Origin of the sequence: Thermobifida halotolerans, from assembly GCF_003574835.2 — a bacterium.
Taxonomy (GTDB): Bacteria; Actinomycetota; Actinomycetes; order Streptosporangiales; family Streptosporangiaceae; genus Thermobifida; species Thermobifida halotolerans.
This window is the reverse complement of the sequence record NZ_CP063196.1, coordinates 1753862-1775223: the sequence shown is the minus strand read 5'-3', so window position 1 is coordinate 1775223 and position 21362 is coordinate 1753862. Positions and strand designations below refer to the sequence as shown.

Genomic DNA, 21362 nt, shown 5'->3' with positions numbered 1-21362 from the left:
GGACACCGCAACCCGACACCCCCGGTACGGGCCGGTCCGGAAAGCGCAGGCGGTGGGAGGCGGCGGCAGACAGCCGTGAACGGGGCCGCCGATCAGCGGCCGACCAGCAGTTGGCGCGGGCTCACCCCGGCTATGGCGCGGCAGTCGCGCGACAGGTGCGGCTGGTCCACATAGCCCGCCGCACACGCCAGGTACGCCAGGTCGGCGGGCGCACCCGGGCGGCGGGCCAGGCGCAGGAACCGCTGCAGGCGCAGGATGCGGCGCAGCGTGGCCGGGCCGTAGCCGAACACGGCGGTGCAGCGGCGGTGCAGTTGCCGCTCGCTCAGCCCCGCCTCCCGCGCCAGCTCCGCCACCGGCGTGGCGAGGTCGTGTCCCAGCAGGCCCGCCACGGTCTCGCCCACCCGGTCCGCCTCGGCGGCGTCCTCCAGCCAGCCGCGCACGTGGCCGTACAGGACACGCAGCCGCGATCGCGCGTCGGCGACCGCGCCGACCTGCTCGGCCACGTGCCGCTGCACCCGCGAACCGAGCACGTCCTCCAGGAGGACGCGGCGGTCGCGCGCCTCCGGGACGTCCAGGCCCAGCGCGGTGGCGGCCCGCCCCGGACGGAACCGCACCCCCACCGCCTCGGTACCCGACGGCAGCGCGAACGTCCACGCCGTCGTCTCCGGCCCGCACACCAGCACCGACCCGTTGTCGAGCCACAGCACGTCCACGCACCCGTCCGGCACCAGCCGGTGCGTGCCGCCGCCGAGCCGCGTGGTCCAGCCCAGCACCACGTCACCGGACAGGTCGGCGGGCGCGGGAAACGGTGTGTAGAAGACCACGGCGCCACCATAGCGGCGGCCGGTGACAGCGGCGGCCTCAGCGCCCGCCCGGGGGTTGAGGCCGCGCGTCGGAGCCGCCCATCTCGATGGTCTGCTCGATGCGCGCGGCCAGTTCCACGTCCGTGTCGGTGACCCCCGCTCCCGGGGTGGCCACCCGCACCACCAGCCCGTTGGGGGCGGCCCGGGTGGCCACGTGGTCGCGTTCGGCCCCCGAGACGCTGTCGACCGCCGCACGCATCCCGGCCGGATCGTCGGTGGGAGCCAACCGGGCCAGCGCGTCGGCCTGGTGCTCCCAGTGCGCCAGACTCGCCAGCGCGGTGGAGATCTCCTCCTCGCTCAGCACCCGCATGGGTCCGCTCCTCGGTTGTCGACGACACCGCCCCCACCGCTACCCGCGCCGCGGCCGTCCACCACATCACCCGGTCCCGCGGTGCGGACCGCGAGGCGGCACCGGGTGACGACGCATGACCCCACCGCGCGGAGGGAAGCGCCTCCGTCATGGACCACCACACCCCGGCCCACCGCGGCGCGGACCGGTGTCCCCCGGACGCCGACGACGCCACCGCCGCGGGCGTCGGCAAACTCACCGAGGCCCTGGAGACGGTCGAACGCGCCCGCGGCCACCTGTACTCGATGCACCAGTTGACCGGCCACGCCGACGGCGTCCTCGACGAGGCGGTGCGGCTGCTGCGCGAGGCCGGGCACCACGGCGCCGCCGACGAGATCACCCACCGCCTCATCGGACGCAACGTCATCGACGGCCGCTGGACCTACCAGTTGGTGGAGGAGTACGACGACGGCTACTACGCCGACTTCCGGCAGGTGGAGCGCGCGGTGCGCCAGCGCCTGCTCGGCGGGGTCCGGCACGTCCACGAGGCCGCGATGAAGGAGCGCCGCCGCTCAGGCGGCGCCCCCGGGCACGAGGCCGCGCCCCCCGACCGGTGACCGGGGTTCACAGCAGCCCGTCCCACATCTGCTCGACGATCACCGCCCACCAGTGCTCGGGGTCGCCGAACACCGAGCCGTCGATGTCGGCGAGCGCCTCCTGGAACTCGGCGACGCCCCTGCCCGCCGCGTACGGGTCCCGGCCGCGCAGGGTCGGCAGCGTCCGCGACAGCAGCACCAGACAGCGGCAGAACTCCGCCACCGACCGGTTGACGTAGCGGGACGCCCCGGTGCGCACGTCGATCACCCACACCGACCCGGTGTCGGGCGCGCCGCGGCGCACCGCGACCGCGCCTCCCCCGTCACTGCCGATACGCACGTACTCGGCCAGGGTCTCGGCCGCCGGTCCGGGCACCTCGACTCCCCGCGCCCGCAGGTGGGTGGCGGCGTCGCAGAACAGCCCGCCGGCGGGCGGGTGGTTCGGGGAGTCGGCGGCGAAGAAGTAGGGGACCAGCCCGGGCAGCCCGGCCCGTCCCAGAGTGGTGCGGACGGTCTCCGGAAGTCCGCTGTCGGCCAGCAGGTCGGCACCGTAGCGCCGCACCTGCAAGAACGCCTCCGACAGTGTCCGCTGCAGCATTCCGTCGGTCACCGGACGCCCCGGCCCCCCTGGGGGAAACGGCACCCGGTTGGGGCGCGGCCGCGGTGCGGCCCCGGTCAGTCGCTGCACCGTCTCGGTCCGGTCGACGAGCGCGGCCATGCCGCGGGCGCGGGCGGCGCGCGTGGGCCCGTAGTCGTGGGAGCAGGACACCTCGACGCCGCCGAGGGTGTCGCGCAGGAAACGACCGTGGTAGCCGCCGGGCAGGTCCGCGGGGTACAGGTCGGAGTGGACGCCCACGACGGCCTCGGGCCGCACCCCCATCCACCGCAGCTCGGTCCAGATCTGGATCTCCGGGGGCGGCATGCCGGGGCCGGAGAGACGGGTGATGGCGGACTCCTCGCCCCCGGAGTCGCGGTAGGTGAACACCACCGAGTTGCCGGGGCCGACGACCGGCGGCAGCGACGGGTCGTAGGGGAAGAGGTCGGAGGCGTGCTTGTCCCGGTACATCCGCACGACCTCCTCCACCGGAACCGACGGCCAGGTACTCAACTCTCCGGTGCGCCGGTCGACCACCCCGCACGCGTCCCCGGTGTCGGAGGGAGAACGCCGCCGTTGCGCCACCCGATCGCGTTCGGCGGCGCCGGCGGGAACGGCCCAGACGACCCAGCCCAGGTCGAACTCGTGGGTCCGCACCTCCCGACGCCGCTCCGGCGAGGCGGAGCCGTTGAGCCACGCGTCCGCGATCGCGACCGCCTGCTCATACGTGACCATGTCTCTCCTTTGACGGCAACAGCGGCACAAACAGCGCTTCCGGTGAGATTACCGTCCTGTTGCATGGGACGATTCCGCCGTCCCACCCCACGGCGGAAACCGTGCGAACCTCTCCCCGGAGAAGACGCGACCGTGGTGATTTCCGAACCGAAGGAGCAGCACCTGACGTGGATGTTGGAGCATCAGGCCGCCCAGCGCGACAATCCGCGGCCGGTCGGGGCAGGGTAGGGGACGTGAGAACAGGGCAGTCCACACCCAAAGCCGCGGCGGGCCCGGCCGGAGGAATCGCGCGACGGCCGTTCGACCTGCTGTTCACCTTCGCGGGCGCCGTGCTGCTGGCCCTCGCGCTCCTGGTCGTCGCGGCCTCCGCCGAACCGTCTCCGGTCACCGAGCTGCCGGGCGGCGCCGATCCCCCCGAACTGCGCTCCCTGCTGCCGCCGCCGCTGCTCGGCCTGGCCGCGGGCCTGGCCAACCTCACCGTGCTGCTGCTGGGCGGCGTCACGGTGGCCGAACGCCTCGCCAGCCGCGACCTCCGCCACGTGGTGCGCTCACTCGCCGCGGCCGGACTCGGCTACGGCGCCACCGTCGCCCTCAACACGGCCCTGGTCGCCCTCACCGGGCCCGCGATGCCCGACATCCTGAGCGTCTCCACCACCGGTGGCGTCGCCAGCAACCCGCTGCACGCCTACCTCGCCGCCGTCGTCGCCTACCTGCACGCCAGCCGTTCCGTGCACCTGCCCCGCGTCATGGGCGCCATGGCGGTGGGAGTCGCGGTCACCGCCACCTCGGTGCTGCTGTCCGGATACACCACCGCGCTCTCCCTGGTGCTGACCCTGCTCGTCGGCGCGGTCTGCGCCTCCCTGGTCAGCTACGTCGTGGGGATGAGCACTCCGCCCCCCGCCGCCGGGCGCCTCGTCCGCGAACTGACCCGGCTGGGCCTGGAACCGCTGTGCCTGGACCCCGTCGGCGAGGACTCCGACGGCAACCAGCGGTTCGTCGCCGAGACCGTCAGCCGGCGCCTGGACGTGACGGTGGTCAACTCCGACCCGGTGGGCGGGGTGTGGAAGCGGCTGCTGTCGAAGATCGTGCTGCGCAACGCGGCGGCCCCGCCGCTGCTGCTGGGGCTGCGCGACCGGATCGAGCACACCGCCCTGCTGGAGTACGCGGCCGCCGCCGCGGGCACGGCCACCCCCCGCCTGCTGGCCGTCGGTGATCTCGAAGCCGCGGCCGCCGTCCTGGTCCGCGAGCACGTCAGCCTCCGCCCGCTCACCGACCTGGCCGACACCGAACTGACCGACGCGTTCCTCGACGAGGTCTGGGCACAACTGCGCCTGCTGCACCGCCACCGCATCGCCCACCGCGCGATCAGCCCCGACGTCGTCACCCGCCGCGCCGACGGACGCGCCGCCTTCGTCGGGCTGTCCACCGGCAGCATCGCCGCCGGGACCTGGGCCGTCTCCCTCGACAACGCCGCCCTGCTGGTCACGCTGGCCCTGCGGGTGGGGCCGCGCCGCGCCGTGGCCTCGGCGGTGCGCAACACCGACACCGACACCGTCGCCGCCATCCTGCCGTTCCTGCAGAGCGCCGGACTGCCCCCGGCGCTGCGCCGTGCCGTACGCGCCCACCGCGGCCTGCTGGGACAGGTGCGCGAGGAGATCTCCCGCATCGCCCCCCACGCGCCCGCCCAACCGGTGCAACTGGAGCGGATGCCGCCGCGCACCGTGGTCACCGTCGCCGTGGTCACCGTCGTCGGCCTGGCCCTGGCCTACCAGCTCGCCGGGGTCGACTGGACCACCATCAGCGACCCCGACCCCGCCTGGACCGGCACCGCCGTCGCCCTGTCGCTGCTGTGCGTGCTGGCCCCCGCCATCGCGCTGCTCGGCTTCTCCCCGGTGCGGCTGCGGCTGTGGCGCACCGTACTGGTCCAGTACGCCTCCTCCTTCGTGCGCATCGCCACCCCCGCGGGCGTGGGCTCACTCGCGATCAACACCCGCTACCTCGTCCGCGAGGGCGCCACCACCGCCCAGGCGGTCTCCGCCGTGGGCGTCTCCCAACTCGCCGGGGTGGTCACCCTCGTCCCCCTGCTGGTGCTGAGCGCCTACCTGTCCAACACCGACTACCCCGGCGACTTCTCCCCGTCGTTCACCCTGCTGGTCGTGGTGGGGGTGCTGTCGGTGCTGGTCGCGGCCGTGCTGGCGATCCCGCGGCTGCGCCGGGCCGCCGTCGGGCGGCTGCGCCCCCACCTCCACGGGGTGCTGCCGCAACTGCTGGACCTCATCCAGCAGCCGCGCCGCCTGCTCCTGGGACTCGGCGGTACGCTGCTGCTCACCGTCTGCCTGGTGCTGTGCCTGTACGCCAGCCTCAGGGCGTTCGGTGTGGCCCCGTCACTGGCCGCCGTCGGCGTCGTCTACCTGGCGGGCAACGCCATCGGCTCGGCCGCGCCCTCACCGGGCGGCCTCGGCGCGGTCGAGGCCGCCCTCATCGGCGGACTGACCGCCGTGGCGGGGGTGCCCGCCGCGGGCGCGCTGTCGGGAGTCCTGCTGTTCCGGCTGCTGACCTTCTGGCTTCCGGTGCTGCCCGGATGGCTGGCCTTCACCCGGTTGCAGCACCGCAGAGCGATCTGACCCGCGCGCGACGAGGAGGAACAGATGGGACGGGACGCGCTGCTGGGCGTGGACCTGGGCACCAGCGGCGTCAAGGCCGTGGTGGTGGGCGCGGACGCGACCGTGCTGGGCGAGGCCGACGCCGCCTGCCCGGTCCGCTCCCCGCGTCCGGGGCGGACCGAGACCGACCCGGACGCCTGGTGGGCGGCGACCGTGGCCGCGGTCCGCGCCGCGCTGTGCCGCGCCGACCACCCCACGATCACCGCCGTGGGCGTCGACGGGCAGATGCACGGCCTCGTGCTCGCCCGTGACGACGCCGAGCCCGTGCGGCCGGCACTGCTGTGGGCCGACCAGCGGGCCGGGGCCGAACTCGACCGCTGGCAAGAGCTCGCAAAGACCGACCGGGAGCGCCTGGCCAACCCGCTGGTCCCCGGCATGACGGGACCGCTGCTGGCCTGGACGGCCCGCCACGAACCCGCCGCCCTGGCCCGGGCGCGCTGGGCGCTGCTGCCCAAGGACTGGCTGCGGCTGCGTCTGACCGGCGCCGCGGCCACCGACCCCTCCGACGCCTCGGCGACCCTGCTGTGGGACGTGCCCGCCGATGCCTGGTCCGGGGCGGCCCTGCGCGCCGCCGACGTCCCGGAGGGGCTGCTGCCGCCGGTGGTCGCCTCCGACGAGGCGGCCGGCCGCCTGCGCGAGGACGCGGCCGCCGAACTGGGACTGCCCTCCGGAATCCCGGTGGCCGCGGGAGCGGGCGACACCCCCGCCGCGCTGCTGGCCGCCGGTCTGGCCCCCGGACAGGTCCAGATCACCGTGGGCAGCGGCGCCCAGATCGTCACGGGCGCGGCCGAACCCGCCCCGGTTCCCGGCGTACACGTCTACCGCACCGCCGAGAAGGCGGGCTGGTACCGCATGGCCGCCGTGCAGAACGCCGGACTGGCCCTGGACTGGGTGCGCGCCCTGCTGGGCGCCACCTGGGAGGAGCTGTACGCCGCCGTGGAAGGCGCGCCGGACAGCGGGGGAGTGGTGTTCCTGCCCCACCTGACGGGGGAGCGCACCCCCGCCCTGGGGGTGTCCGGGGCGCTGTCGGGGTTGCGCCTGGCCACCGGCCGCACCGAGATCCTGCGCGCCGCCGTGGAGGGCGTGGCCTTCACCCTGCGCCACGCCGCCACCCTGCTGCCCGACGGCCTGCCGCCCACCGTCCGCCTGACCGGGGGAGGAGCGCGCGACCCGCGCCTGCGCGCCCTGCTCGCCGACGTGCTCGGCGTGGAACTGCACCCGGTGCGGTTGCGCAGCGCCTCCGCCCTGGGCGCGGCCCAGTTGGCGGCACGCGCCGCCGCCCTGGAGATGGCCCGGCCCCGACCGCACCGGGACCCGGTGGTGCGCCCCACCGACCGATCAGAAATCTACAATGTCAAGTTCCAGCGTTATCTGGAGCAACTGGACACTTCCCGCATCTGACCGCACCCGCGATGGTCTCGACGGGAGCAGACCGTGAACTGCGTTCTGGTCCCGCAGGTCCCAGGATCATCGCCTGCGGCACGAAGAACGCGCCGAGCCGTTCCGTCCACGCCCGCCGGGTGCCGCCGGACGCGGGAATCCACCGTGTCCGAAGTCCACATGACCGACAGCAGGAGCGGGAGGAACCGCGCAGTTCCGGTACCGGGCGGGACACCCGCGGCCCTCCTCTGACGGCATCCGGGCGCCGGAGGGGGAGCGTACGGGATTGTGGCAGCGGCTGCGGTTGGCTGGTGGGTGGCGTGCTCGCCGGATGCGTGTTCGGTTCGCCGGTCACCTGCGCGCGGCGCGCCGCGTTTCCGGTGGCCGTGCTGCTGAGTGAGGCCGCGACACGGGTCACTCGCGACGTCAACCCGCTACCGGAGACGGCCCCCGTCGAGATCTGCCTGGCCGTGGTGGTCGCCGCTCTCGCCGGTCGCGGTCTGTACGGCAGGGTTTTGTCACTGCTCCTCGCCGTCCCCCTGGCGGCCCTGGGCTGGTTCGCGCTCAGGCTGGGTGGGTTCGGCGTCTGACCGGTCCGCGACCGGCCCGGTGTTTGCGTCCAGCCGTCGGCAGCGGCCGGTGCCACCGACGCCACCGAGCGGGGACCGCGCGGAACCGCCGACTTTCCCGGAACTTCACTCGGACGTCAGGGCCGTCTCCCGGGAACACGACTCGCGGCGTCGGGAACGGCAGGGGTGAGGCCGGGTTCCGTGGCAAGGTGACCACTCCCAGGGCCTTTTCCAGGAGGGACACATGATGCACGACCACACCACTGAGCCGAGGGCACGGCTGCGGGAGGAACTGCTGGCGCGGGCGCGGCGGGACACCGAGGCGCGCACGGCCGTTCCGGTCGGCCGTGACCCCGAGGAGTGGCGGCGGGCCGTCGCCCCGGTCGACAGGGACAACACGGCGTGGCTGCGCGATGTCATCGGCGAGCACGGCTGGCCGGGACGCAGCCTGGTGGGTGAGGACGGCGCGCACGCCGCGTGGCTGCTGGTCCAGCACGCCCCACACGACCTGCAGCAGCGCTGCCTGCCCCTGCTGCGCGAGGCGGTCGCCGCGGGGGAGGCCGAAGCCACCGAACTCGCCTACCTGGAGGACCGCGTCCGCTGCCACGAGGGGATGCCGCAGCGCTACGGCACCCAGTACCTGCGTCTGCCCGACGGCGAGGTGCGACTGTACGAGGTGGAGGACCCCGAGGGGCTGGACGAGCGCCGCGCGGCCGTCGGGTTGGAACCGCATTCCGACTACGACACCCGCATCCGGGCCGGGGCCTGACCTCACGCCTCGATGCGCTGCCCGTGCTCGGTCACGGTGACGGTGTACTCCTCCACCCGGGGACGTCCCGCCGCCTGCCAGGCGGCGTGGACCTCCTCGACCGCGTGCCACAGGTCGCGCTCTCCGGCGACCTGCACCCTGCCGGGGTCCGCGGGAGCGCTTGCCCACGAGCCGTCAGGGGTGAACACGAGTGTCCGGGGGCCGGTGGGGACGATACTGAGGTCGGGTACGGTCACCCACAGCGCGAACGCCAGGTCCGGGTCGGCCAGGACGCCGCCGCCGAGGTCGCTGGCGCGTGTGGTGGCGTCGCGCAGGTCGCGGGCGGGCAGCAGGCGCTGGTCGGGGACGGCGACCTCGCGGCGGGCGGGCATGAACGACCCCGAGGCGACCGCGCGGAAGTCGCCGGTGGCGGTGCCGTCGGCGTGCACGGTCAGGCGGGCGATGTGGCCCACGCGGGCGTTGCCGACCGACCGGATGTCGACGAGGATGACGCCGCCAGGGCGGGTCTGCTCCACCCAGGCGTAGGGCACCCGCTCCACCGAGTGGGTGGCGATCACCCGGTCGTAGGGGGCGGCGGCACGATGGCCTGCGGTGCTGTCGGCCACGGCGAGCGTCGGGTGCAGGCCGAGGCGGGCCAGGCGGTCGCGGGCCTCCTCCACCAGGGCGGGGTCGATGTCGACGGAGACCACGCCCGCCTCGCCGAGGCGGGCGGTGAGCAGTGCGGCGTTGTAGCCGGTACCGGTGCCCAGTTCCAGCACCCGCATGCCGTCGGCGACGTCGAGGGCGTGGAGCATGGCCAGCATGAGGGAGGGGCGGCTGCTGGAGGAGGTGGGCCACCAGTTGCGCGGGTCGTCGGGGTGTTGGCGGATCTGGGTGACCAGCGAGACGTCGGAGTAGACACGCGGCAGCCAGGACGGGTCGTCGGGGCCGATCCAGCGTGGCCGGGGCCGCTGGTCGCCGTAGAAGCCGGGCACGAACACGTGCCGGGGGACCGACAGAAAGGCGCGGCGCCAGGCGGGGTCGGCCACCACGTCCTCGGGGAGCGTGTCGGCGAGGGCGAGCAGCAGCGACCGCCATTCCGGGGCGGACAAAAGGGTCATGGCGAGTCCTTGAGCAGCGCGTCGGCGACCAGGTCGCCCATCACAATTCCGGTGGCCTCCTCCAGCCAGGCCCACTGCGCCCCGGGACCGCATTCCAGGAAATGCCATTGGTCGTCGTCGGTGACGCAGAAGTCGAAAACGCCCAGCCGCAGCTTTAGGAGACGCAGATACCGGCGGCAGCCCTCGGCCACCTCCGGCGGCAGTGCGACCGGCCGGTAGGTGAGGGTGTCGTAGTGACTGCGGAAGTCCTGGCGGGCCTGTGGGCTGTCGGAGGCGATCGCGACGGCGGCGTGTCGGTGGCGGGTGGCGACGACGCGGACGTCGAAACGCTTGCGGGCGGCCAGGTTGGCCTGGAACTGGTGCATGGTGACGGCGACCCGTCCGTCCACCGCCGCGGGGTCGACCCGACTGGTGTAGATGAGGCGGAGTCGGCCGTCGTCGGCGACGACCTTGTGCATGAACGCCTTGTACACGGCTCCGCCGTCGTGGCTGGCGGCAAAGGAGCGGGCGGCGTCGGGGCTGTTGGTGGCCAGGGTGGGAGGCGGGCGTAGGCCGCAGCGGGCGGCCGCGGCCAGTTGCACCGGTTTGTACTCGGCGTCGGCGACCCGGCCGGGAGTGCCGGGCACCCAGCGTGCGGGCAGGGAGGAGAGCAGGCCGCCGAGGCCGAAGCGGGCCTCGACCTGCGCGAAGCGGCGCTCCGAGGTGTTCAGGTCGGCGGGCAGGTCGAACGGGCGGGGCTGGCGGTACAGCACCGCGTCGACCTCGGTCAGGTCGAGGACTCCTTCGGGTGTGGTGATGGTGCCGTGCCAGCCGGAGGGACCCAGTTCGGCGGTGACCGTGCAGACGGCGGGGAAGGCGGCGGTGTCCAGGCGGAAGAAGGCGGCGCCGCGCTCGGTGAGCCGCGCGGCCACCCGGTCGGCCTCACCGTCGTCGCCTGCGGCCAGCATCAGCACCTTCCCGCCGTCGCGCATCAGTCGGTCACGGTCTGGGTGTAGTCGTCGGGCCGTACCTCGCTGTCCTCGCTGTACTGGGTGGGCACGGTCTCCTGGCGGGTGGTGGTGGGCTTCTCGTGCTTGCCTGAGAAGGAGACGGGAAGCGGCGGGCGGGCCTGGTCCATGCCCCACGGACGGTGCGCGCTCGGTTGTTCGACGCGGACGGGAACGCGCCGCCCGGGCAGTCCGGTGGGGAAGCGGTCTTCGGTCAGGACAAGGGGGGAGAAATCCATCGCTCGACTTCCGGGACGGGGTGATTTCTTTCTTCCATCCTATTCCCCGGGTTGGGAAGGATAAAAGCTCGGCGGCCGCGAAAAAACGCCCGTATCGGCGCCGGTGCGACAGGGGCGGGAGAGGGGGATGGGCTTCCATTTCCGGAGAGAGGAAACGCGGACTCCGTTTTCGGAGAATAAATGCGTACCGTTCTTATGTTTGCCCGCATTCGGGGTGGATGGGAAATCCCGGACGGCGACGGAGCCGCCGCGGTCCGGTGCTGGCACGGTGAGCCGGGACACGACCCCGGCGACGGTGCGCGGGGCGGCCGGGAACGCTTTCAGCGTGGGAAGAGGGGGACGCGGCGCGACGCCGCTGCGTGAAAAGGCCGTCCGTCAACGGCGGACGGTCAGGGGAGAGGGTCTTGACGACTCCCCTCCACTCTCAAGCTATAGCCCACCCGGGGGCTTGCGGCAAGCCCCGGGTCTTGCCGCAGAATCGTCGACCGTGACCAGAACCCACGGCACGGGAGACGGCGTGAAGCCACTGACCACCAGCGCGTTCGACCTCCCCGGCCACCTCGCCGCCAAAGCCGACCCGACACTGATCGCCGGAGACGAGCAGCACTTCGCGGCCATCGCGGAGAGCCTCGAACAGACGATCGCCGACCTGTCCGACCGCCTCGATGCCAGACGCAGGACGTCCGGCGGCACAGGCCGGGAGGTCATGGACCGGGACATGGAGATCCACCGGCTGACCGCCCGCCTGCGCGCCCTGCGCCGCTTCGGCCTGGACCTGTGCCTCGGACGCATCGTCACAGCGGACGACCCCGAGCCCGTGTACATCGGACGGCTCGGTCTGACCGACCGCGAAGGACGTCGGTTGCTGCTCGACTGGCGTTCCCCCGCGGCCGAGCCGTTCTTCGCGGCGACCCACGCCAACCCGATGGGACTGACAAGCCGCCGCAGGTACCGCTGGACCCGCGGCCGGATCAGCGACTACTGGGACGAGGTGTTCACCGCGGACGGATTCGAGGGGCACGCCGCACTCGACGACCAGTCCGCCTTCATCGCCAGCCTGGGCGGCAACCGGTCGGCCCGGATGCGAGACGTGCTCGGCACCATCCAGGCCGACCAGGACGCCGTCATCCGCGCGGGATCCCGTGGCGCTCTCGTCGTCGACGGCGGTCCGGGCACGGGAAAGACCGTCGTCGCCCTGCACCGCACCGCCCACCTCCTCTACTCCGACCCCCGCCTCGGCCGCCGTCGGGGCGGCGTGCTGTTCGTCGGTCCGCACCAGCCCTACCTGGCCTATGTCGCCGACGTCCTCCCCAGCCTCGGAGAGGAGGGCGTGCAGACCTGCACCCTGCGGGACCTCGTCCCCGAGGGAGCCTCGGCGACGGTCGAGACCGACCCGGACGTGGCCCTCCTGAAGTCCTCCGCGAACCTGGTGAAGGCGATCGAGCCGGCCGTCAGGTTCTACGAACAGCCGCCCACCGAGGGGATGACGGTCGCGACGGACTGGTCCGACATCTGGTTGAGCGCCGACGATTGGGCCGAGGCGTTCGAAGCACCGGAACCAGGTACTCCGCACAACGAAGCGCGCGAACAGATCCTGGAGGAACTGCTCGCGATCCTGATGGACAAGCACGACGATGACGACGTCCCGCCCGACCTGCTCCGGATGTCGCTGCTGCGGAACACGGAGCTGATCAGGGCCCTCAACCGCGCGTGGCCGCTGATCGAAGCGACCGACCTCGTCGCAGACCTGTGGTCGGTGCCCGCCTACCTGCGCAGGTGCGCCCCCTGGCTCAGTCCCGACGACGTTCGGAAGCTGCAGCGCGAGGACGCCCAGGCATGGACGGTGTCCGACCTGCCGCTCCTGGACGCGGCACGCCAGCGGCTCGGCGACCCGGAGGCGTCACGGCGCAGGCGTCGGTACAACGCCTCCGCCGCCGCCGAACGCGAGCGCATGTCCCACGTCATCGACAGCCTGCTCCAGGCCGATGACGACGGTGAAGGTGTGGTGACCATGCTGCGCGGACAGGACCTGCAGGACAGCCTGATCGACGAGACCGCGCTGCCCGGCACCGACCCGGACCTGCTCGCCGGCCCGTTCGCGCACATCGTCGTGGACGAGGCGCAGGAACTCACCGACGCGGAGTGGCAGATACTGCTGCTGCGCTGCCCGTCCCGGAGTTTCACCATTGTCGGGGACCGCGCCCAGGCCAGGCACGGGTTCACGGAGTCGTGGCGGCAACGGCTCGAACGGGTCGGGTTCGACCGGATCGACCTGGCCTCCCTGAGCATCAACTACCGGACTCCGGAAGAGGTCATGGCCGAAGCAGAGCCGGTCATCCGGGCCGTGCTCCCGGACGCCAACGTGCCGACCTCCGTCCGCAGCGGCGGCGTCCCCGTCGTCCACGGATCCGTCTCGGATCTGGGGTCGATCCTCGACACCTGGCTCACCGAGAATGCCGACGGGATCGCCTGCGTCATCGGCGATCCCGCGTTCCGGGGGACGTCCCGCGTCCGGTCGCTGCCCCCGGAGTTGGCCAAGGGGCTCGAGTTCGACCTGGTCGTCCTCGTCGACCCGGAGGCGTTCGGCGGGGGGATCGAAGGAGCGGTCGACCGCTATGTCGCGATGACCCGGGCGACACAGCGACTCGTCATCCTCACGAGCTCCTGATGTCGGCCGGGACAACGTGGTGCCCGCCCGGCGCCGGGCGGGCACCACGGCCGCCGGGACCTCCTCGGCGTGGGAGGGGAAACGGCCCCCGATCCGGAAGGACCCGAGCCGGGTGACGCCGGTCCTGTCGCCCCCCGGTTCACGGTCGCCCCGCAGGGGCGGGGCCGGACACCCCCGAGGCGCGCGCACTCCCGGGGGGTCGGTTCCTCCGAGGTGGATGCGGTTACCCGTGCCGGGCTGCGGCACACCTGCCGCTTCGGTTCGCCACGTCGCGGGCCTTATTAATCTACATCGTAAAGGTCGCTGAACTAATATATCAAGAGTTTTAGTTGAAGAAGAAACGGCAGAAAGAGATCACCGCACGGTGGTAGCCAGCGGCTTCTCCTTGACGAAAAACAGGATGACCGTGCTGACCAGCAACAGCGGGGTGATGTAGAGGAACACCGGGGTCAGTGCCTCGTTGTAGGCGGTGATGATGGCGTCGCGCACCGGTTCGGGCATCGCGTTGACGGCTGACGGGGTGAGGGAGTCCTGGTCGATCCCACCGTGGCCGCCGCCTGGCGCGACGGATGCCCTCTCGCCCAGGAGCGTGGTGAGCCTGTGGGTGAAGAGCGCACCGACGGCTGCGGAGCCGAGGGAGGCGCCGATCTCGCGGAAGAAGTTGTTGGCGGCGGTGGCGGTGCCGACCTCGGAGTTGGGGAAGGAGTTCTGCACGATCAGCACCAGGATCTGCATGCCCAGCCCGATGCCCGCTCCGACGATGGCCATGTAGCAGCAGACGGCTGCCAGCGGGGTGTCCACGGTCATCGTGGACAGCAGCACCAGGCCGCCGGTCACGACGAGGGAGCTAGCGATCGGCATCCACTTGTAGCGTCCGGTTCTGCTGGCCAGGCCGCCGGTGACCACGGAGGTGACCATCACCCCGCCGATCATGGACAGCATCAGGAACCCTGCCCTGGTGGCGCTGAGTCCGGAGACCATCTGCAGGTAGGTGGGCAGGTAGGCGACGGCGCCGAACATGGCCAGCGCGGTGCACAGCCCCGCGAGGGTGGCCAGGTTGAAGTTGCGGTCGGCGAACAGGTGCGGCGGGATGACCGGTTCGGCGGCGCGGCGCTCCACGAGGATGAAGACCGTGGCCGCGGCGACGGCGACCGCGGCGAGCGAGAGGAGGGCGGGGGAGTTCCACGCGTGGTCGCCGAGCAGTGAGCTGAACAGCACGATCGAGGTGACCGCCACCGACATGGTCGTGATGCCCGCGACGTCGATACGGGGGCGCCGCACGGCGTGCTGGGGCGGGCGCAGGAAGACCGCGGCGGTCAGCAGGGCGAGCAGTCCCAGGGGGATGTTGATCCAGAATGCCCAGCGCCAGCCGATGCCCTGGGTGAACCAGCCGCCGAGGATCGGGCCGAGCACGGAGGACAGGGCGAACACTCCGCCGATCACACCCATGTAGCGGCCGCGTTGGCGGGCGGGGACGATGTCGGCGATGATCGCCTGGGACAGGATCATCAGTCCACCGCCGCCCAGGCCCTGTACTCCGCGGCCGACGATCAGCCAGCGCATGTCCTGGGAGAGGCCGCCGATGACCGATCCGGCGAGGAACAGCACGAGCGCGCCGAGGAACAGGTTCCTGCGTCCGATGAGGTCGCCGAGTTTGCCGTAGACCGGCATCGTGACGGTGGCGGCGAGGATGTAGGCGGTGGTCACCCACAGCATCCGGCTGACGCCGCCGAGTTCGCCGACGATGGTGGGCAGGGCCGTGCCGAAGACGGTCTGGTCCAGTGAGCTCAGGAACATGGTGACGAGGAGCCCGGCGAACACGGCGTGGATCGTCCGCCGGTCGACCGTCTTTTCGGCGGGTCCGTGCGGTGTGCCCTCTCGTGCTGGTGTTGGGGTGCTCACGTGTCCTTCTCGAAGGGACCGGGGCTGGTGGCCCGTGGTTCGACTGGAGGGGATGCGGGGAGGGCGGGTCCCGGTCCGTGTGTGGTGGGTGATCGGCCGGGGCCGGAATCGGCGGTGGTGGGGCCGGTGGGCCGTTGTGCGCCAGGTGGAGATTCCCCCTCCGGCTGACTGACGATAACACAAGCGGAGGTGACCTCTCCGCTTTTGGTTATGCTGGCCGCATGAGTTCCCCACCGTCGCGCTCCCCGTCCTCCCGCCCCCTGCGCAAGGACGCCGAGGAGAACCGGCGGCGCATCCTGCGCGCCGCACGCGAGGTGTTCGCCGAACGCGGTCTGGAGGCCGCCCTGGACGACATCGCCCTTCGCGCCGGGGTGGGCGTGGGCACGGTCTACCGCCGTTTCTCCGGCAAGGAGGCACTGGTCGAGGCGCTCTTCGAGGAGCAGATCGACGCCATGGTGGCCCTGGCGGAGGAGGCGCTGGCCGTCGACGACCCCTGGGAGGGGTTCGTGCGCTTCACCGTGCGCGCCAACGAGCTGTTCGTCCGTGACCGGGGTCTGCGCGAGGCCACGCTGCTGGGTACCTACGGCCGTGACCGCGTGGCCCGGGCCAGGGACCGGCTGGTGCCCGCCATCCGGGCCGTCGTCGAACGCGTCCAGCGCAGCGGCCGGTTGCGGTCCGACATCACCGACCGGGACATGCCGATCATCGGGATGATGCTCGGTTCGGTCAGCGAGTACGTGCGGACCGTCCGTCCCGAGGTGTGGAAGCGGTACCTGCTCATCATCCTGGACGGGTTGCGCACGCCCGATCCCAGCCCACTGCCGGATCCGCTCACCCCGGAGGAGTTGGACGCTCTCCTCCGTCCGCCGCGCGGCGCGGACTGAGCGGTCTCCCCGCGCGGGGCCGACGGTTCAGGGCCGTCCTGCGGCGAGGACGCGGGCGGCGGTGGCCGCGGCGCGGTGGGCGCTGATCATGCTGGCCGAGGGGCCGTAGCCGACCAGGTGGACGCGGGGGTCGACGGCGGCGCGGGTGTCGGCCAGCTTGATGCCGCCGAGTTCGGAGCGCAGCCGCAGCGGCGCCAGATGGGTGAGGACGGGGCGGAAGCCGGTGGCCCACACGATGGTGTCGACGGGTTCGGTCGTGCCGTCGGTCCAGGCCACGCCGTCGGGGGTGAGGGAGTCGACCATCGGGCGCGCTTTCAGGACGCCGCGTTCGCGCGCCCGCGCCACCTCGGGGGTCTCCACGAGTCCGGTGTAGCTGACGACGCTGCGCAGCGGACGGCCGGTGGCGGCGTGGGCGGCGACTGCGTCGGTGACGGCGACCAGGTCGGCCTCGGTGAGCGGGGCCGTGCGGAACTCGGGTGGGCGGCGGGTGATCCAGAGGGTGTCGGCGACGGTGGAGATCTCGGCGAGGATCTGCAGTGCGGAGTGGCCGCCGCCGACCACGGCCACGCGCTGCCCGGTGAACTCCTCGGGGGCGTGGTAGTGGGCGGCGTGCAGTTGGCGGCCGCGGAAGTCGGAGGCTCCGGGGACGGTGGGGACGAAGGGGCGGTCCCAGGTGCCGGTGGCGTTGATGACGGCTCTGGCCCGCCACCGGCCCGCGTCGGTGTGGATGAGGAGTGGGGTGTCGCGGGTGACGGTGACGTCGGGGCCGTCGTTGGCGACCCGGCGTACCGTGACGGGTCGGTGCACCGGAAACCGGAAGTGCTCCTCGTAGCGGGCGAAGTAGGCGGCGACCTCCGGTCCGCTGGGCGGGGCGGAGGAGGGGCGGTCCCAGGGGAGTCCGGGCAGGTGGGTGTGGTGGGGCGGTGAGAGGAGTCGCACCGAGCGCCACACGTGCTGCCAGGCCCCGCCCGGGGCGGGGGAGCGGTCGAGGATGACGAAGTCGCGTTCGGGTGTGTGGCCGCGTCTGCTCAGGAAGTAGCCGGAGGCCAGGCCCGCCTGCCCGCCGCCGATGACGGCGACGTCGACCTCGCGCGGCTGCGGGGTCGCCTCTTTGCCTCGGATGGGTGTCACGGTGGCAACGCCGGGCCGGGCAGGGTGTTTTCCCGCCCGGCGCCCGGGGTCAGGACAGGCGGCCCACGTGGGCGAGGGCCTGGCGCAGCAGCACGTCCTGGCCGCCGCTCATCTCCTGCAGGACTTCGGGGCCTGCGGCCTCCTCTGGGGTGAACCACACCAGGTCGAGGGCGTCCTGGCGGGGTTGGCAGTCGCCGGTGACCGGGACGACGTAGGCCAGTGAGACGGCGTGCTGGCGGGGGTCGTGGTAGGGGGTGACGCCGGGGGTGGGGAAGTACTCGGCGACGGTGAACGGCTGCGGTGAGGTGGGGACGCGCGGCAGTGCCACGGGGCCGAGGTCCTTTTCCAGGTGGCGCAGCAGGGCGTCGCGGATGCGTTCGTGGTAGAGGACGCGTCCGGAGACCAGGGCCCGGTTGATGGTGCCGTCGGGGCCGACGCGCAGCAGCAGGCCGACGCTGGTCACCTCGCCCCGGTCGTCGGTCCGTACCGGGACCGCGTTGATGTAGAGGATCGGCATGCGGTCGCGTACCGACTCCAGTTCCTCGGGGGAGAACCAGACCGGTGTGGTGTCCGTGGTATCGGTCATGCCTCGTTCCTACCGCATCCGGGCGGGTGGTATCCGCGTGGCGGATGTGCTACCGGCGGGTTCGGTGTGGGTCGGTGGGCGGGGCTCGTGTGGTTTCGAGGGTGTGGGCGGCCCTGCGGTGTCGTTTTTCGCGCCCCGGAGTTCGGGGCGGTCCGGGTTCGATGGCGCCGTGCCCGGTCGCGGCCGGGGCGCACCGCCGGGAAGACCGAAGGGGTCTTTCCGGCGGTGCGCCTTGGGCCACATCCTGGAGTGGGGGCAGGGCGTGGCGGCGGGAAAGCGGCGGACGTGCGTTTCGCGCTTGGGCGGTGATTCCTGGAGGATGTCTGCGAACGAGTCCCCCAATGATCGGAGATGTCCCGCATGGCGCGGAACAGACGCGTCTTCTCGATGATCGCGCTGCTGGTGGTGGGCGGCCTGCTGGTGAGCGGGTGCAGTGTCGTCGTGTCGTGGGTGTCGGGTGAGGACCGGCCGACGGTGCGGGAGGAGTTCCCCTACGTGAAGGAGGGAACGATCTTCCAGGACACCGGCCAGGACACGACGATGCGGTTCGCCGTCACGGGCCTGGAGCGCACCGACGAGTACACGGTGCTGCACTACGAGATCACCTATCCCGACGACTTCGAGGGCGCCAACCGCAACCTGAGCATGACCCATACGCTGGTCGACCCGGTCACCGGGCGGGTCTACCGTCCCTACGTGGACGGGCAGGGACTGAAGTACGGTTCGGTCAGTCCCACCGGCAACGGCCTGTATCCGGTGTTTCCGGGGGTCACCAACGAGTACCGCCGCTACTTTCCGCCGCTGCCGAAGCAGGTGCGTCAGGTGACCTTCGTCGGTAGCGGATTGGGCGCGATGACCGGCATCCCGGTGCAGGACGTCGAGGAGGAGCGGCCCGACCCGGTGGAGCCCAACGGCGGAGAGCACCTGTCGGTGGACGATCCGCCGCCGGCCGGGGAGACGTTGACGTTCGCCAACCGGCGCCCCGACGACGAGGCGGTCGCCGTGGAGGGCTGGGTGGAGAGCTTCGTGGACTCCGAGATCGCGTCGGTGACCCGCGACGGCGACACCGAGACGATCTCCTTGCACTCCGATGTGATGTTCGAGTTCGACCGGTCGGATCTGACCCCGGAGGCCGAGGCGGTGGTGCGGCGGGCCGCCGAGACGCTGGAGCGCAACGTGGACCCGGAGAACCCGGAGATCGTCGTCATCGGCCACACCGACGGCAGGGGCAGCGACGCCTACAACGACGACCTGTCGGTGCGGCGGGCCGAGACGGTGCGCAACCTCCTGGTCGAGGAGATGGGCACCGACTACGTGTACGTGGTGGAGGGCCGCGGCAGCCGCGAGCCGATCGCGCGCGAGGGCGGTCCCGACGACGAGCAGGCGCGGGCCCGCAACCGGCGGGTGGAGTTCTCCTACACCATCCGAATGCCGGGCGGGGGTGAGGAGGAGACCGACGACGGCCTCGGGGTGGCCGGGCAGAGCGTGGGCTGGCCCGCGCCGTTCACCGACGACCCCGGTGACGTGGTGGCGAGTGTGGAGCGTGACGGCGTCCGGCTGGACGTCCACCCGCTGCGCCGTGACGGCGCCTACGTGGTGGGGACGGTGACGTTGACCAACACCACCGGTGAGCCGCTGGACCCGGACCTGGACGCGGCTGTGGTGGCGGGCGGTCCCGAGCAGTTCAGCAAGGGCACGCTGGGTGGTTTCCAGTTGGTGGAGCCGCAGAGCGGTCTGGTGCGCTATGTGGCGCAGATGAACTTCGGTGACGGCGTCTACAGCGGTTTCGCCGAGGAGGTGCACCAGTTGCAGCCGGGGCGCACCTACGAGCTGGTGGCGGTGTTTCCCGCTCCGGGGTCGGAGGTGGAGCAGTTGACGCTGCGGGCCGGGGTGTTCGGTGAGATTCCGGAGGTTCCCGTCGAGTAGTCGCCGTGCGGGTGACGTTTGCGGGGCCGCCCCCGTCGCGGGGGCGGCCCCGTTGGTGTGCGGGGGCTACTGCTGGAGCTGCCCGGCGGCGGTGACGAGGAGTTGTTCCATGTCTTCTCGGGGGATGTCGGAGAACAGGGCGACGGCTGCGATGTGGACCTCGCCGGGCAGTTCCAGGGACAGTTGTCGGCTGGAGCCGTCGACGGTGGTGACGTACTTGAGCTCGCCGCCGAGGGGGTCGGTCGCGGTGGTCCGGTAGGTGTCGACGTTCACGTCGACGTCGACCTCCCAGCCCATGTCCTGCTGCTCCCGCTGTTCGTCGGGGAGCCGGACCACCGCGACCCGGTCGCTGGGGTCGATGTTGACGGCGAAGACGAGCATGAGGGCCTCGCTGTCGGCGTCGGTGCCGTCGGTCCACACGCACGACAGCTGGCGGGCGTCGGCGTCGTCGCTCTCCTCGCTGTCCTCGACCAGGGCGGTGCCCTGCGGGGCGAGGTCGCCGACCAGTTCGGTCGCTCCCGCCTCGGCGCAGGTGTCGGGAAGGGTGAAGGTGACGTCGGCCGGGGTGGGCGTGGGGGCGGGCGAGGTCAGCGCGGTGACCGGCAGGGTGAACTCGTCGTCGCCGAGGAGGTGGCGGTAGCCGAGGAACACCAGTCCGCCCACCACGACGACCCCGGCGGTCGCGGCGATGCATCCGGTGCGGGTGGAGGGGATCAGTCGCATGGAAGACTTTCGGTTGGCTAGGGGATAGGCGTCGGGCGCCACGGGAGTATAGGGCAGGCTCGGACGCGAGGAACATCGGCAAGGAACCCGGACGCTTCCGACCGGGGCGGAGGGAGAGACGTGGCTGCGAGGTCTGCGGGGTATCTGGCCCGATCGGAACGGTCGGCGCTGTGTGATCTGCTCACCGAGCTCGGTGAGCAGGCGCCGACGCTGTGCGAGGGGTGGACGACCCGTGATCTGGCCGTGCACCTGGTGGTGCGGGAACGCCGTCCGTGGTCGGCGGTGGCCGGCGGAGGCGGGGCCCGCGCCCGGGTGGAGCGGCTGCCGTTCGCGGAGCTGGTGGCGGCGCTGCGGCAGCCGCCGCGCTGGTCGCTGGGCGGGTTTTCGGTGGTGGACCGGATCGTCAACACCCTGGAGCTGTTCATCCACCACGAGGACGTGCGTCGCGCGCAGCCGCAGTGGCGGCCGCGGACGCTGTCGCGGCCGCAGCAGGCGGCGCTGTGGCGCGGGCTGAAACCGATGGCGAAGCTGGGCCTGCGGCGTTTTCCGGCCACCGTGCTGGTGGAGGCGCCGGAGCACGGTCGGTTGCGCTCGGGGCGGGGCGGGCCGGGCCTGCGTGTGGTCGGCGCCCCCTCGGAACTGGCGCTGTTCGTCTCCGGCAGGCAGCGGGTCGCCCGCGAGGTGCGGCTGATCGGACCCGACGCGCTGGCCGAACGGCTGTCCGGCGCCCGGCTGGACTGGTGAGCCGCGCTGGTTTT

The 21362-nt window shown here is 72.4% G+C and carries 19 protein-coding genes; 9 read left to right on the top strand and 10 right to left on the bottom strand.

The annotated features are described in order from the left end of the window. Positions 1 to 92: 92 nt before the first annotated feature. Together NI17_RS07920 and NI17_RS07915 are read right to left on the bottom strand one after the other, a co-directional pair. On the bottom strand, positions 93 to 824 hold the full coding sequence (locus NI17_RS07920) for a helix-turn-helix transcriptional regulator (protein WP_068690506.1): 732 nt from the start codon (positions 822 to 824) through the stop codon (positions 93 to 95). A 37-nt stretch (positions 825 to 861) separates the two neighbouring features. After that, complete coding sequence (locus tag NI17_RS07915; protein WP_068690495.1) at positions 862 to 1173, bottom strand: 4a-hydroxytetrahydrobiopterin dehydratase; 312 nt, start codon at positions 1171 to 1173, stop codon at positions 862 to 864. A gap of 149 nt (positions 1174 to 1322) precedes the next feature. On the opposite strand from NI17_RS07915, the gene NI17_RS07910 reads away from it, so the two are divergent. Continuing rightward, positions 1323 to 1769: a hypothetical protein gene (locus NI17_RS07910; RefSeq protein ID WP_068690493.1), complete on the top strand. Its 447-nt coding sequence runs from the start codon at positions 1323 to 1325 to the stop codon at positions 1767 to 1769. Between the two features lie 7 nt (positions 1770 to 1776). Here NI17_RS07910 and NI17_RS07905 read toward each other — a convergent pair whose 3' ends face one another. Continuing rightward, a complete protein-coding gene (locus NI17_RS07905) occupies positions 1777 to 3078 on the bottom strand; it encodes an SUKH-4 family immunity protein (RefSeq protein ID WP_068690491.1) in 1302 nt (433 codons plus the stop codon). A gap of 233 nt (positions 3079 to 3311) precedes the next feature. Between NI17_RS07905 and NI17_RS07900 the strand changes: the two genes are divergently transcribed. From NI17_RS07900 to NI17_RS07885, 4 genes are all read left to right on the top strand, one after another. Continuing rightward, entirely contained in the window at positions 3312 to 5702 is a 2391-nt protein-coding gene (locus tag NI17_RS07900; protein WP_199860002.1) for a lysylphosphatidylglycerol synthase transmembrane domain-containing protein, read from the top strand. 24 nt (positions 5703 to 5726) lie between these two features. Then, positions 5727 to 7142 (top strand): FGGY family carbohydrate kinase, encoded by a 1416-nt coding sequence (locus NI17_RS07895; protein ID WP_243597660.1) that lies wholly within the window; start codon positions 5727 to 5729, stop codon positions 7140 to 7142. A gap of 290 nt (positions 7143 to 7432) precedes the next feature. Beyond that, a complete protein-coding gene (locus NI17_RS07890; protein ID WP_119267613.1) occupies positions 7433 to 7711 on the top strand; it encodes a hypothetical protein in 279 nt (92 codons plus the stop codon). 223 nt (positions 7712 to 7934) lie between these two features. After that, positions 7935 to 8459, top strand: coding sequence for a DUF6624 domain-containing protein (locus NI17_RS07885; RefSeq protein ID WP_068690488.1), 525 nt, complete (start codon positions 7935 to 7937; stop codon positions 8457 to 8459). A gap of 2 nt (positions 8460 to 8461) precedes the next feature. Here the strand turns inward: NI17_RS07885 and NI17_RS07880 are convergent, their stop codons facing one another. Genes NI17_RS07880 through NI17_RS07870 form a run of 3 tightly spaced genes read right to left on the bottom strand, consistent with a single transcriptional unit; the run spans position 8462 to position 10784 of the window. Next, positions 8462 to 9559 carry a methyltransferase domain-containing protein gene (locus NI17_RS07880; RefSeq protein ID WP_068690486.1) on the bottom strand — a complete coding sequence of 366 codons (1098 nt, stop codon included), beginning with the start codon at positions 9557 to 9559 and terminating at the stop codon, positions 8462 to 8464. Then, positions 9556 to 10530 carry an MvdC/MvdD family ATP grasp protein gene (locus NI17_RS07875; protein WP_068690485.1) on the bottom strand — a complete coding sequence of 325 codons (975 nt, stop codon included), beginning with the start codon at positions 10528 to 10530 and terminating at the stop codon, positions 9556 to 9558. The genes NI17_RS07880 and NI17_RS07875 overlap by 4 nt, the downstream gene beginning before the upstream one ends. Next, on the bottom strand, positions 10530 to 10784 hold the full coding sequence (locus tag NI17_RS07870; RefSeq protein WP_068690484.1) for a hypothetical protein: 255 nt from the start codon (positions 10782 to 10784) through the stop codon (positions 10530 to 10532). Before NI17_RS07870 ends, NI17_RS07875 begins: the two co-directional genes overlap by 1 nt. 517 nt (positions 10785 to 11301) lie before the next feature. Between NI17_RS07870 and helR the strand changes: the two genes are divergently transcribed. Continuing rightward, the gene (helR, locus tag NI17_RS07865; protein ID WP_068690483.1) at positions 11302 to 13452 is read left to right on the top strand and encodes an RNA polymerase recycling motor ATPase HelR; all 2151 of its coding nucleotides are present in this window, start codon (positions 11302 to 11304) and stop codon (positions 13450 to 13452) included. A gap of 354 nt (positions 13453 to 13806) precedes the next feature. Here helR and NI17_RS07860 read toward each other — a convergent pair whose 3' ends face one another. Then, positions 13807 to 15354, bottom strand: a complete 1548-nt coding sequence (locus tag NI17_RS07860) for an MDR family MFS transporter (protein WP_068690478.1) — start codon at positions 15352 to 15354, stop codon at positions 13807 to 13809. Positions 15355 to 15575: 221 nt separating this feature from the next. On the opposite strand from NI17_RS07860, the gene NI17_RS07855 reads away from it, so the two are divergent. Then, complete coding sequence (locus NI17_RS07855; RefSeq protein WP_068690476.1) at positions 15576 to 16238, top strand: TetR/AcrR family transcriptional regulator; 663 nt, start codon at positions 15576 to 15578, stop codon at positions 16236 to 16238. Between the two features lie 27 nt (positions 16239 to 16265). On the opposite strand, the gene NI17_RS07850 is transcribed toward NI17_RS07855, so the two are convergent. Then, the gene (locus NI17_RS07850) at positions 16266 to 17369 is read right to left on the bottom strand and encodes an NAD(P)-binding domain-containing protein (protein WP_234401854.1); all 1104 of its coding nucleotides are present in this window, start codon (positions 17367 to 17369) and stop codon (positions 16266 to 16268) included. Between the two features lie 49 nt (positions 17370 to 17418). Then, positions 17419 to 17955, bottom strand: coding sequence for an NUDIX hydrolase family protein (locus tag NI17_RS07845; protein WP_068690474.1), 537 nt, complete (start codon positions 17953 to 17955; stop codon positions 17419 to 17421). Positions 17956 to 18315: 360 nt separating this feature from the next. Between NI17_RS07845 and NI17_RS07840 the strand changes: the two genes are divergently transcribed. Next, positions 18316 to 19881 carry an OmpA family protein gene (locus NI17_RS07840; protein ID WP_119267616.1) on the top strand — a complete coding sequence of 522 codons (1566 nt, stop codon included), beginning with the start codon at positions 18316 to 18318 and terminating at the stop codon, positions 19879 to 19881. A gap of 66 nt (positions 19882 to 19947) precedes the next feature. Here the strand turns inward: NI17_RS07840 and NI17_RS07835 are convergent, their stop codons facing one another. Continuing rightward, on the bottom strand, positions 19948 to 20604 hold the full coding sequence (locus NI17_RS07835) for a hypothetical protein (protein ID WP_068690472.1): 657 nt from the start codon (positions 20602 to 20604) through the stop codon (positions 19948 to 19950). Between the two features lie 120 nt (positions 20605 to 20724). Here NI17_RS07835 and NI17_RS07830 point away from each other — a divergent pair, with 120 nt between their 5' ends. Then, the gene (locus tag NI17_RS07830) at positions 20725 to 21348 is read left to right on the top strand and encodes a TIGR03085 family metal-binding protein (RefSeq protein ID WP_243597659.1); all 624 of its coding nucleotides are present in this window, start codon (positions 20725 to 20727) and stop codon (positions 21346 to 21348) included. Positions 21349 to 21362: the final 14 nt, after the last annotated feature.